Annotated in this window: 8 protein-coding genes and 3 pseudogenes; 7 read left to right on the top strand and 4 right to left on the bottom strand. The window is 47.5% G+C overall.

From position 1 onward, the window contains the following. The coding region (locus KHQ28_RS20900) for an EAL domain-containing protein (protein ID WP_004208779.1) at nucleotides 1-323 on the top strand (323 nt) is incomplete at its 5' end. Nucleotides 324-349: 26 nt separating this feature from the next. On the opposite strand, the gene KHQ28_RS20895 is transcribed toward KHQ28_RS20900, so the two are convergent. Beyond that, on the bottom strand, nucleotides 350-1,297 hold the full coding sequence (locus tag KHQ28_RS20895) for a sensor domain-containing diguanylate cyclase (protein ID WP_004182028.1): 948 nt from the start codon (nucleotides 1,295-1,297) through the stop codon (nucleotides 350-352). Nucleotides 1,298-2,440: 1,143 nt separating this feature from the next. Between KHQ28_RS20895 and KHQ28_RS20890 the strand changes: the two genes are divergently transcribed. Continuing rightward, on the top strand, nucleotides 2,441-3,181 hold the full coding sequence (locus KHQ28_RS20890; protein WP_020324066.1) for a tyrosine-type recombinase/integrase: 741 nt from the start codon (nucleotides 2,441-2,443) through the stop codon (nucleotides 3,179-3,181). Between the two features lie 717 nt (nucleotides 3,182-3,898). Here KHQ28_RS20890 and KHQ28_RS20885 read toward each other — a convergent pair. Beyond that, nucleotides 3,899-4,909 carry a RepB family plasmid replication initiator protein gene (locus KHQ28_RS20885; RefSeq protein ID WP_004182030.1) on the bottom strand — a complete coding sequence of 337 codons (1,011 nt, stop codon included), beginning with the start codon at nucleotides 4,907-4,909 and terminating at the stop codon, nucleotides 3,899-3,901. A 751-nt stretch (nucleotides 4,910-5,660) separates the two neighbouring features. On the opposite strand from KHQ28_RS20885, the gene sopA reads away from it, so the two are divergent. The 3 genes and pseudogenes from sopA to KHQ28_RS20870 all read left to right on the top strand — a co-directional run bounded on the left by sopA (nucleotide 5,661) and on the right by KHQ28_RS20870 (nucleotide 9,960). Beyond that, entirely contained in the window at nucleotides 5,661-6,827 is a 1,167-nt protein-coding gene (gene sopA, locus KHQ28_RS20880) for a plasmid-partitioning protein SopA (RefSeq protein ID WP_004182032.1), read from the top strand. After that, nucleotides 6,827-7,798, top strand: a complete 972-nt coding sequence (locus KHQ28_RS20875; RefSeq protein WP_004182039.1) for a ParB/RepB/Spo0J family plasmid partition protein — start codon at nucleotides 6,827-6,829, stop codon at nucleotides 7,796-7,798. The genes sopA and KHQ28_RS20875 overlap by 1 nt, the downstream gene beginning before the upstream one ends. A gap of 1,042 nt (nucleotides 7,799-8,840) precedes the next feature. Further along, nucleotides 8,841-9,960: pseudogene (locus KHQ28_RS20870) on the top strand (IS3 family transposase). Nucleotides 9,961-10,734: 774 nt separating this feature from the next. Here the strand turns inward: KHQ28_RS20870 and KHQ28_RS29520 are convergent. Both KHQ28_RS29520 and KHQ28_RS29630 read right to left on the bottom strand, forming a co-directional pair. Continuing rightward, nucleotides 10,735-11,110: pseudogene (locus KHQ28_RS29520) on the bottom strand (IS1 family transposase). 44 nt (nucleotides 11,111-11,154) lie between these two features. After that, the gene (locus tag KHQ28_RS29630) at nucleotides 11,155-11,430 is read right to left on the bottom strand and encodes an IS1-like element transposase (protein ID WP_000179213.1); all 276 of its coding nucleotides are present in this window, start codon (nucleotides 11,428-11,430) and stop codon (nucleotides 11,155-11,157) included. A gap of 41 nt (nucleotides 11,431-11,471) precedes the next feature. Between KHQ28_RS29630 and KHQ28_RS20860 the strand changes: the two genes are divergently transcribed. Further along, on the top strand, nucleotides 11,472-11,888 hold the full coding sequence (locus KHQ28_RS20860) for a hypothetical protein (protein ID WP_023157785.1): 417 nt from the start codon (nucleotides 11,472-11,474) through the stop codon (nucleotides 11,886-11,888). Between the two features lie 509 nt (nucleotides 11,889-12,397). Next, a pseudogene (locus KHQ28_RS20855) lies at nucleotides 12,398-13,129 on the top strand (DUF262 domain-containing protein); the annotation flags it as partial. Nucleotides 13,130-13,153 lie beyond the last annotated feature (24 nt).

Genomic DNA, 13,153 nt, shown 5'->3' with positions numbered 1-13,153 from the left:
AAGTTCGATTTATTCAACAAAGCCATTTTGGGACTGGATATTCCTCTCTCAACTATCTAAGAGAATTTCCATTTGATGCGATTAAGTTAGACAGAACATTCATTAGTGGTATTGCCCACGTTGCACGGGACTTATCTATTGTAAGAAGCATAGTGTCTCTTGGAAAAGCTTTCAGTTTAGGTATAGTCGCAGAAGGTGTGGAAAATAATGAACAGTTTGAATTGCTAAAAAATATGAATTGCGATGAATTTCAAGGTTATTATTATTCGAAGCCTTTGTCAGGTGATCAACTGATTGATTTTTTGAGGGGCCAAAAAAAATAGGGCTGTATGTCCTATTTTTTCATATACTATCGTTTTCCCTTTTTAATTTCATACATTCTTTCGTCTGCATCCTGCATGATAGCAGAGCATTCAGTATGAATTTCCTCATCATATTCAATAATCCCTGCAGAAAAATCTATGTTGTATTTTTTTTGAGAATTAAGATTGTAGCTGGTAATCCCGGCCCTCAATTTATGAAGGAATTCTTCTGCTTCTTTATAGGTTGACTCGGGTAATAGAACACCAAATTCATCACCTCCTAATCTTGCAACAACGCTTTTTGAACTACTAAGATCTTCCAGCATATCTGCAAAATTGCAAAGTACTTCATTACCTTCTGAATGACCGAAGTTATCATTGATTGGTTTAAAATTATCGAGATCTATGATCAGAACACAGAATGTTTTTTTCTTTTTTTTGGCTTTTCTTAACGATTCATCCGTCATTAGGGCGAAAGAACGCCGGTTACATATACCTGTCAAAGGATCAGTAGTTGCTTCGTTTATTATTCTAAACTCATCCTCTACGATTTCTGCTAAATCTTTAAGCAATAAGAAGTCATCTCTGGTTAATACTCTTGGTTCTGTATCAATAATACATATTGTTCCAGCTATCTCACCATCTGGCAGTCTTACGGGATGCCCTGCATAAAACCGGATATAAGGATCATTTTTAACTAATTTATTTTCTTTGAATCTTGGATCAAGGCTTGCATCGGGCACTATTAATGGTTCACTAAGATCTACTGCTATTGTACAAAATGAATCACTTCTATCTGTCTCTTTTATCTTCAGCCCATAACATGACTTAAACCATTGCCTGTCTCTATCAATTAATGAAACAAGTGCTATTGGTACATCAAAGAGTTTGGTGGCAATCCTCGTCAATCTGTCAAATCGTTCTTCATATTTTGTATCAAGGATCCCCATAGAATATAATGATAATAACCTGTTCTCTTCTTTATGGTTTGTCATAATTTTCATCTTGAGTGGTTATTGCAGGGTAGTGTTGGTTATCGCTATCTTATCAGAATTGTCCTGGAACTCAATAATCCCAATATCTCATAATCATATAAAACTTAACAAGTTTCCAATAAATCATGATGAATAGTGAACTGTTACATCTAATCATCTGTGACCTGAAGCGCTCATTATACACTTCCATGTATTCAGAATGCATAATGATTTGTATATTAAAAATCGCCATAACTTACAATGACTTATTTTTTGTGGCACAATTAAAGCGCATCTGTTCAAATAAATGTAAAGACATTAATGCTTGATCTTCATGGTTTCTTATGAAAACCAGTGGCTGAAGAAACGTATGGCAGTTCTGAATCTGAACAAGACGAGACGGCATGAAAGGTTCAAGAAAATTGTCCAGGAAGGTACATAGTTTCCTTATCCAATATTTTCTACTGAGGGTATATTGTATCAGCTTAAGACAGGAACTGTTGATACAGAACAGAAAAGTTCAACACAGCCTGAATCTGCGCGACGCTAAATTTTTTCCTTCTGGCGAACCAACAAACAGCCCGTTTATAGAGAGATTCTGCAGACGACAAAAGGATTAATCCCTGAAATTGCACTGAATTGTCACCTGAAGATGTGCAGGACAAGCCAGATTACTCTTACAAGGGATACCATCGTAATTTAGCAAAAACACCTAAGACCTAAACGACAGCTAAGTACATAGTGCCGGACGGATCATGATTTTTTATTTAACTTACGGACTTCATTTTTCAGCAATTATCTTTTCTCTTCTGTTGTAAACTTATGAAAGCGTTACGCGAAATCCCGCAAGGTTACAGGGGTGTACCAGGCCGGAAATCGCGTAGCGCTCTCTTCTCTTCTGTTTCCTGCCTAACATGTACATCCTGGCATTACTCCAATTCTCCCAAAAACCGTAAAACAGCCATCAACCCGCGTCATTACTGGCTTCATGGAGGATCTGAGCAGAAAAAGGATCCTTTACGTATTTGGTTTTACCCGCAATAATGCGGGATAAGACAACAAAAGGATCCGCGCGCTGCGATTTATTGTCATGGCAGGATCGGCCCGTCAGGTGCAAAATACCTGTATCCATAAACAGTGCGTGCGCTACGTGAAAAATAACTCATGAACAGCATCATTCCCCTGCAGAATTCACCAGAACGCGTCTCCCTGCTGCCGATCGCCCCGGGCGTTGATTTTGCGACCGCGGTGGCACTCCGGCGGATGGCCACCTCAACAGGTGCCACGCCGGCTTACCTCCTGGCGCCGGAAGTGAGCGCCCTCCTCTGGTATATGCCTGACCAGCGTCACCACATGTTGTTCGCCACCATGTGGAATACCGGGATCCGTATCGGTGAAGCCCGGACGCTCACCCCGGAATCGTTCGACCTGGATGGTCTGCGCCCGTTTGTTAGGGTGCTGTCGGAGAAAGTGCGCGCGCGGCGCGGGCGGCCACCAAAAGATGAAGTGCGACTGGTGCCGCTGACGGATGCCAGTTTTGTGCGTCAGATGGAAAGCTGGATGGTCACCACCCGCCCCCGCCGGCGTGAGCCGTTATGGCCGGTCACGGATGAGACAATGCGCAACTGGCTGAAACATGCGGTGAAGCGGGCTGAAGCTGACGGCGTGCATTTTTCGATCCCCGTGACGCCGCATACTTTCCGTCACAGCTATATTATGCACATGCTTTATCACCGGCAGCCCAGGAAGGTCATCCAGGCACTGGCCGGGCATAAGGATCCGCGCTCGATGGAAGTCTATACCCGGGTATTTGCGCTGGACATGGCTGCCACCCTGGCCGTTCCCTTTACCGGTGACGGTCGCGATGCCGCGGAGATCCTTCGCTCCCTGCCCCCGGCCGGCTGAGATTGGCACGCCTGGCATGACGTCCTGTATTCCGCTAATACGGAATACAGGAGCAGAGCGCATTCAGCCCCCTCCCTGCTCCAGCACACCAGTCCATCATGCTGATGACTGAACCGCCGTGGTCTTACCCGGTGACCTGCAATCCTGCAGGCATCAACATACCGCAGACAAGACAGGGCACAATGCAGGCATTCTGGCCGTGCATCCCACGGTGCGTTATTTCCTGAAAGCTCAGCGAATCATCCCGTTAACTGCGACAGTCATTGACCATCTGTGGCCCACATTTTTCTGCCATCCGGCTCCCGTTTCCTGATCGCATTTAGCAGCGTGAAGCTGGCGCCGGGTTATACAAACAGCTGCAGTCTCATCCTGCCGGGCTAAATCTGCAGTACACAGGGGAACGGATACCATCAGGTAACATGACCGTCTCAGCATCCGATTGAGATCTTCGTAAGGGGTATAGAGCTTTACTGAAAAATTGACTGTGGCATGTTATCACCCATGAAATAGTGAACAGACCAGGGAATACCCCCGTTAAACCCGCATGCCGTAGTCAATATCTGCGTATCAAGACCCGAAATCACATATTACAGTCAATATTGTTCGATCCGGGCAGACATGATAGAGAATAAATATTGACTGCGGTATGCGTGATGCATATCACAGTCAATGGAATGTCCTTAGCGGCATACGGCAGTCATGATATGCATATCGCAGTCAATTTTCTGGCTTCATCGCTGAGAGGGCTTCAGCCAGTTTAAGAGGATCGATGCCCGCAGCCTTCAGCGCCTTAATGACTTCGTCATAATTTTGCTCTGGCGCCTTCTCTTCTTCCTCATTGCGCGGAACCTTCACAGGGCCACTGATGAGTTTGGGGTTGCGATAATGCACGCTGAAATAGGTGGCTCGGCCACGTTTAAACTCGGTGTAATCCAGATAACCAATATCCCGCAGCTGCTCCATCGCCTTACGCACCGTGTGGTTCTGCGTATAGACATTTGAGGTGAGATTCAGCCGCTCACGCATCCGTTTCATGGAAATAGGTGCAGGATTCTGGGGAAGACTTTCGATGTAGGTATAAAGCGCCTGGGCTGATTCCTTGCGCTGCAGGGCGTCAATGGCTTTCAGCCGCAGCAGTACCCTTCTGTCCATGTGGTAAAGCTCAAACAGCTTAGGTTCAGCCTTGATCTCAACGATATCCTCGTTGATGTCATAATAGGCTGACTGCACCAGATGGGTGGTCCATCCTTTGGTCTCGCTCTGGAACTTCAACGTAACCGAGGCGAGTTTAAACAGGGAATTACTGATGCGATCGCGCATTTTTTTGTTTGAACGACGGGAGTCAAATCCGCACATCTTAACGAATTCGACGAACGACAGTTCCAGGGTGTCACTTTTTACCCCATACTCCGACATGGAGCGAATTATCCCCAGCCAGACTTTAAAATCCGTGTCCATATCAAGACGCGAACCGGTGATCTTAACGTCAGTGTACCCTTCGCTTTTGGCAATGGACAGCTGTACAAGCTCCTCAGTCGCGTCTGTAACGTTTTTCCGGTTCGCCTTGCTCTTCCCTGTTGATTTCAGAGTTGGGACGAAGAGACCGAGTCTCATGAGCGCTACTGGCTGCACGGTACTGGTGCTGTTGACATCCAGCTTAACAACTTCGCCGGTTGTCTTATCAACTTCCTGAAGGTTCAGAAGTAAGCTGTTATTTTCGCTCGTCATCTTGATCCTCAACGGTTATCCACAAAAGGATGTAGTAATACGTATCGCAGTCAACGGATATACATACCTCTGTAAATACCGTTGCATATCACAGTATTAGATTATGCATATAACAGTCAACATTTTACATTCCGCAGTCGATCCAGACAGACGTTAAAGCCAGTTACAGCGCATGCTGGAGCGATCCGGGGATCTCTTTTGGATCTCACTATGATCTCCTTGGGATCAATTATTGGATCGAGACCATGAATAACCCAGATACAAGGCCGGAAGCGCCATACCAGATATCCAGAACCCTGGCCTGATTTTCCTGAATACGCTCTGGAAGATTGAGATCTACAGGTACAACAATGAAACATTGACTGCGGTATGCTGAGTCGTCTTTCCTCTTTCTCGACACAGATGCGGTAAGCATCATACCATAGTCAATATATTACATACCGCAGTCAATTTCATTATAACTGGCTTATCCAGAGCCATCTTTAGCAACCCGACGTACGTGCAATCTGTGAATTCTGTGATTTTCCGCTTCCTCGCCGCTTTCTCACTCCGTGAGATCGCTTACTGCGGCGAGCGGCAGTGATTAATATTGACTGCGGTATGTACTCTTTTGTAATCCCCTGCGTTCTTTGCATCACCCAATGCGGTTCACTTTGCACTTTTTCGTGCACTTTGCGTTTTTATTGTTGCTTTGCAATAAATTCCAAGATTTAATAAAATAATGCAAAGTGAAGATTAAAGGATGTTCAGTATGGGACTCATGGATACACTCAACCAGTGCATAAGTGCTGGTCATGAAATGACGAAAGCAATCGCCATTGCGCAGTTTAATGATGACAGTCCGGAAGCCCGGAAAATAACCCGGCGCTGGAGGATTGGTGAAGCAGCTGATTTAGTTGGCGTGTCATCTCAGGCTATCAGGGATGCCGAGAAAGCTGGCCGGCTGCCGCACCCTGATATGGAAACCCGTGGGAGAGTTGAGCAACGCGTTGGTTATACCATCGAGCAAATCAATCACATGCGGGATGTATTTGGTACACGACTGCGCCGTGCTGAAGATGCGTTTCCGCCGGTGATTGGTGTTGCTGCTCACAAAGGTGGTGTTTACAAAACCTCAGTATCCGTTCACCTGGCTCAGGATCTTGCTCTGAAAGGACTCCGTGTTCTGCTTGTTGAAGGCAATGACCCACAGGGAACTGCTTCTATGTATCACGGATGGGTGCCCGATCTTCATATTCATGCTGAGGACACTCTCCTGCCCTTTTATCTTGGGGAAAAGGATGACGCCAGCTACGCTATAAAGCCCACCTGCTGGCCTGGCCTTGATATCATCCCGTCCTGTCTGGCACTGCACCGCATTGAAACCGAGCTGATGGGGAAATTTGACGAAGGCAAATTACCTGCTGACCCGCACCTGATGCTCCGTCTGGCCATTGAAACTATCGCTCATGATTATGATGTGATAGTTATCGACAGTGCACCCAACCTTGGTATCGGTACGATAAATGTTGTATGCGCTGCTGATGTACTGATTGTCCCTACTCCGGCAGAGCTTTTCGACTACACCTCCGCACTGCAGTTTTTCGATATGCTGCGTGACCTGCTTAAGAACGTGGATCTTAAAGGCTTTGAGCCAGATGTCCGTATTCTGCTTACTAAATACAGTAATAATAACGGCTCGCAGTCCCCGTGGATGGAAGAACAAATTCGGGATGCCTGGGGAAGCATGGTCCTTAAAAATGTTGTGCGCGAAACGGATGAAGTCGGTAAAGGTCAGATCCGTATGAGAACCGTTTTTGAACAGGCTATTGATCAACGTTCTTCAACTGGCGCCTGGCGTAATGCCCTCTCTATATGGGAACCTGTTTGCAATGAGATTTTTGATCGTCTGATTAAACCACGCTGGGAGATTAGATAATGAAGCGTGCTCCTGTCATTCCAAGACATACCACACATACTCAATCGACTGAAGATACTTCATCACCGGCGCCAGCCGCACCTATGGTGGATTCATTAATTGCGCGCGTGGGTGCTATGGCCCGAGGTAATGCTATCTCTCTTCCGGTATGTGGACGGGAAGTAAAATTTACCCTTGAGGTGCTCCGGGGAGACTCTGTTGAGAGCGCTTCACGCGTATGGTCAGGCAATGAGCGCGATCAGGAACTACTTACCGAAGATGCTCTGGATGATCTCATTCCTTCATTTTTACTGACCGGTCAGCAGACTCCAGCTTTCGGCCGCCGGGTTTCTGATGTCATAGAAATTGCAGACGGCAGCCGTCGCCGTAAAGCCGCAATCCTGACGGAAAGTGATTATCGCGTTCTGGTTGGTGAACTGGACGATGAGCAGATGGCTGCATTGTCCCGACTGGGTAACGATTATCGGCCGACGAGTGCTTATGAACGTGGCCTGCGTTATACAAGCCGGCTGCAGAATGAGTTTGCAGGAAATATTTCTGCGCTTGCCGATGCGGAAAACATCTCTCGTAAGATCATTACCCGCTGTATTAATACGGCCAAACTGCCTAAATCCGTTGTTGCCCTGTTTGCACATCCTGGAGAACTGTCTGCCCGGTCAGGTGAAGCCCTTCAGAAGGCTTTTGCAGATAAAGAAGAATTACTGAAGCAGCAGGCTGAGACTCTCCACGATCAGAAGAAAGCGGGACTAATCTTTGAAGCTGAAGAGGTCATTAGTCTTTTAACATCCGTACTGAAACAATCTCCCTCTCCAAGGGTTAATCTGAGCTCACGTCATCAGTTTGCTCCAGGGGCAACAGCATTGTATAAGGGCGATAAAATGGTGCTTAATCTGGATAGGTCCCGCATTCCTGTGGAGTGTATAGAGAAAATAGAAGCCATTCTTAAGGAGCTTGAGAAACCAGGAGTCTGATGCGGACACGCTTTAGTCTACGGTTATCTCCCTTTACTTCATTTCCTTTCTCACAGGCCAGAAAACATAACTGGCCTAAATATTCTCTCTGAGACCACGGTCCCACCTGCATCGTCGGTCAGGTTATCTTTCTGGGACCACGGTCCCACCTGCGTCGTCGGTCAGCTTAGCTGCCTGGGACCACGGTCCCACCTGCGTCGTCGGTCAGGTTATCTTTCTGGGACCACGGTCCCACCTGCATCGTCGGTCAGGTTATCTTTCTGGGACCACGGTCCCACCTGCATCGTCGGTCAGCTTAGCTGCCTGGGACCACGGTCCCACCTGCATCGTCGGTCAGGTTATCTTTCTGGGACCACGGTCCCACCTGCGTCGTCGGTCAGCTTAGCTGCCTGGGACCACGGTCCCACCTGCATCATTGTTTAGGTTTCCAGCCTGGGACCACGGTCCCACCTGCATCGTTGGTCAGGTTATCAGCCTGGGACCATGGTTGCATTGATGTCAATGACGAACTGATTTTTGACATGATTGCATCACGAAGAGCGGAATAATCTTGCAGCAGAACTGAAATATCTGGCGATTGAATAGTAATGGATCGGGATTAGAGCCGAGTATACTGAGTACAATTTGTCAAATTTCGCAGTGTATTCGGTTTAATCTCCTCCAGTTTTTAAAGGTCAATTGCTGCCGCTACGCGCTGTTCAGACCTTCGTCCGGCAAGTAACCAATCCAGGCTATTTTCACAACCCAGGGTGAATAACATCATTCCGTCATCAGCATAGCCACATCATGCATTTCGTCACACTGTATGATCTGGGGATTTCAGAGACATTACTTATCACAGGTTATGCAGATGAATAAGACTCAATAGATTGTTTATCCACAGTGACGGGGATATACATGTGGGTAGCTTCTTGAAAGACTTATGATGTAAATCCAGCCTCTTGACTCTCACATTGCCAATATATAGCTCGTGACCTGCTCCCCGTTGATTAGTACACCCCGATGTTAGTAATGTCTTCATAAGCCACATGAGGACATCCCCATGAAGAAGCGTTTTTCCGACGAACAGATCATCAGTATTCTCCGCGAAGCCGAAGCTGGGGTACCCGCCCGTGAACTCTGCCGCAAGCATGCCATTTCCGATGCCACGTTTTACACCTGGCGTAAGAAGTATGGCGGTATGGAGGTGCCTGAAGTTAAGCGCCTGAAGTCGCTTGAGGAAGAGAACGCCAGACTCAAGAAGCTGCTTGCCGAAGCCATGCTGGATAAAGAGGCGCTTCAGGTGGCTCTTGGGCGAAAGTACTGACGACAGACCAGAAGCGGGAAGCCGTGATGCTGATGTGTGATGCGACCGGTATGTCGCAACGTCGTGCCTGCAGGCTTACAGGTTTATCCCTGTCGACCTGCCGCTATGAGGCTCACCGTCCGGCTGCTGATGCGCATTTATCAGGGCGCATCACTGAGCTGGCACTGGAGCGCAGGCGTTTTGGCTACCGTCGTATTTGGCAGTTGCTGCGCCGTGAAGGGCTTCATGTTAATCATAAGCGCGTGTACCGGCTTTATCACCTCAGTGGCCTGGGCGTAAAACGCAGAAGACGTCGTAAAGTGCTGGCAACAGAACGTCTGCCGCTGCTCCGTCCGGCGGCGCCCAATCTGACCTGGTCGATGGATTTCGTCATGGACGCACTTTCCACCGGTCGCAGGATCAAGTGTCTTACCTGCGTCGATGATTTCACAAAGGAATGCCTGACGGTCACTGTTGCCTTTGGGATTTCAGGCGTTCAGGTCTCGCGTATTCTGGACAGCATTGCACTGTTTCGAGGCTATCCGGCGACGATAAGAACTGACCAGGGGCCGGAGTTCACTTGCCGTGCACTGGATCAATGGGCCTTTGAGCATGGTGTTGAGTTGCGCTTAATCCAGCCGGGAAGCCAACGCAGAACGGATTTATTGAGAGCTTTAACGGACGATTTCGCGATGAATGCCTGAATGAGCACTGGTTCAGCGATATCGTTCACGCAAGGAAAATCATTAATGACTGGCGGCAGGATTATAACGAGTGTCGTCCACATTCAGCACTGAATTATCAGACGCCATCAGAGTTTGCAGCACGGTGGCGAAATGGAAAATGTGAAGGTAAACAAACCGACCTTACTAACTGACGGTTGTATCTAATCCTGGGGGCAGGTCACTCGACTAACTTCATAATGGCGCGCCAAAAATTAGTAAAAAATTACCATATGGCTGTCATTGAATTTGTGAAGGTGAGTACCATGCCGACATCGGCAAAGGTACAAAAGAGTAGTATTGTTCCAATGTTAGAGCTAAAGCATGTCTAAAGTAGCAATTGCTGGGATAATGCTAAGGCAGCATCGTTTCTTGTTTACTCATATAAGTGCGTGTAAGGAAGTGAATATATCAAGCCCGGGCCATGGCCCGGCAGGATATATTTGATTACATTGAAGTGCCCTGCAATCATATCTGACGCCACAACTTCCTCTATGGATTAAGCCCGAAGACTTTCTAATAGGCCTCTCTGCGAGGATGAAATTTGTCTACGGATGAGGGGACAGTACAACAAGCAAACAGGACCTCATATTACTGGCTGGAAGCCAAGCTTTCTTTTACCGGGTATTGAATTTTGTTTTACAGTATATGCAAGCGCTTTAACGGGATATCGTCCGCTTTGTGAAAAAAGCGGAAGTAGCTAATCACAGTTTGAGTGGAGCAACTGAATGAAGGTCCTGTTTGTTCTGCGTACCAGACACAATCACTCAGACAGTGGCTTATTTAAAATATGTTAATGAAACCTAAGCAAGAGAACTGAAATGGACAAATTGTTAAATATGCTGCGTTATAAGAGTGAGGGGTCTGATATTGACTTCAAATCTACCCAGTACCGCTTTAACAATGGTTCTGAGGGTAATGACTCCAACTTATTGATAGTGTTTTATGTTCAGATAATGCCCGATGACTTTGTCATGCAGCTCCACCGATTTTGAGAACGACAGCGACTTCCGTCCCAGCCGTGCCAGGTGCTGCCTCAGATTCAGGTTATGCCGCTCAATTCGCTGCGTATATCGCTTGCTGATTACGTGCAGCTTTCCCTTCAGGCGGGATTCATACAGCGGCCAGCCATCCGTCATCCATATCACCACGTCAAAGGGTGACAGCAGGCTCATAAAACGCCCCAGCGTCGGCATAGTGCGTTCACCGAATACGTGCGCAAACCGTCTTCCGGAGCCTGTCATACGCGTAAAACAGCCAGCGCTGGCGCGATTTAGCCCCGACATAGCCCCACTGTTCGTCCATTTCCGCGCAGACGATGACGTCACTGCCCGGCTGTATGCGCGAGGTTACCGACTGCGGCCTGAGTTTTTTAAGTGACGTAAAATCGTGTTGAGGCCAACGCCCATAATGCGGGCGGTTGCCCGGCATCCAACACCATTCATGGCCATATCAATGATTTTCTGGTGCGTACCGGGTTGAGAAGCGGTGTAAGTGAACTGCAGTTGCCATGTTTTACGGCAGTGAGAGCAGAGATAGCGCTGATGTCCGGCGGTGCTTTTGCCGTTACGCACCACCCCGTCAGTAGCTGAACAGGAGGGACAGCTGATAGAAACAGAAGCCACTGGAGCACCTCAAAAACACCATCATACACTAAATCAGTAAGTTGGCAGCATCACCGAAGATCGCGGGCGGAAACATCCAGATCACCGTCACCTCAGTTCGCAATGGAAACGTGAAATTCCAGCACGTTCAGGTGCATTATGAGCCGAACACGATCTATGGCCATGCAGACTTTACTGCGAACCTCTCTAAAGCCCAGCAAACGACGCTGCGGCAGCTCTATGACGGCTGCAACCCGCGCCCGAGGCGCGACCTACTGCGTGGTGGAGCCGATCGCCTGCAAGTCGGGGCGATGGAGTTTCAGTGCTCCCCTGAAGAGCTATTGTCGGGATTGATTGAAACGATCTACGCTATGCGAAACGCCCTACTACACGGCGAAGTAGACCCCGACCCGAGGGTACTGTCTTGCTATGAGCCAGCTTATCGGATCGTAATGCTGTTTCTAGGCTGCGTGAGATAAGCAGGAGATGTACCCTGTGTTCATATTTTTTAGATATGGCATTAGTCATGGCATTGATATTTTATTTGATATTTAATCTAAGTAAATTAATATGATATATAGGCAGTTGATAATAGAGTGGGAGTGAGGCTATTATTTAGCCTATTGTTTTATTTGATTTAGTGAGTGCCATTGATGATATGACTGCATTATCAATGGCATTTTTTATGGTTTAAGGCCGACGCTGAATCGAAGATATAGCAAATACCATGTGACCGTATCAGCAAATGCCATGGTATCGACAACCGGGTGCATTGCAGCGCTGTGCTGATGCCATCGATGCTCGCTTTGATCAGAACCGCTCTCTCGACCCTTGCCCCAGATCGTTAAATATGCGCCAGAGGAGCACCTCGTGATAGAAATTGTGAACAAGACAGCCGCCACTCGGAATCGAAGTATCCATATAGGTGAATAAAGTTTGCGGAAAATACGCTGAGAAAATAGAAAAGCGTCAATGAAGGGACATAGGAATGGCGATTAACGGAGAGAACGGTGTTAGTGCAGTCACCGTGGATGAACTACTCAAGCAAGGCCTTCGGATACCGAACTATCAACGCCCATACAGTTGGGATGTATCGACTGCTCTACAACTGGTGGATGATATCAGCGAAGCTCTTCGAGATACCGAACGAAAAGATATTCCCTATGTTTTGGGTGCAATCATTCTTCACGATGATGGTGAGTATCTCAATGTAGTCGACGGGCAGCAGCGCCTGCTGACTTTGCGAATGATTCTTGCGGCCTTAGATCCGATAAATCATCAAATTTCGATGTCTGGTAACAGCGACACTCCTGTCTCCCTAGTTTGGATAGAGCTTCAAAGGCGCCTGTCGCAGTTGGAAGATAAAAAAGAGTTTTTGGATTTTATCTGTCACAAATGTCAGTTGGTGCGTATTGTGACGGACGATATTGATGAGGCATTTCGTGTCTTTGATTCCCAGAACTATCGCGGCAAACCGCTTGCCCCTCACGACTTGCTCAAAGCACACCACCTGCGCGAAATGCACGATGAGTCCGCTGCTATGAAAGTGGCTGTCGTTGAGGCTTGGGAAGCCGTAAACGATGAGGATCTGGACAGGCTTTTTTCTACTTTTTTATACCGGATATCCAAGTGGTCACGAGGCGAAAGCTCGCTCGAATTTACTATTCGGGACATCGGCATGTTCAAGGGCATTTCATCACGATCCCACAGGTCATTTTCGCGGCACTGTTGCAAATAGTCGGTG

The organism is Klebsiella sp. 28 (assembly GCF_018223905.1).
Lineage (GTDB): Bacteria > Pseudomonadota > Gammaproteobacteria > Enterobacterales > Enterobacteriaceae > Klebsiella > Klebsiella pneumoniae.
Note: the sequence above shows the minus strand (reverse complement) of the source record. Positions and strands in the feature narration are given on the sequence as shown.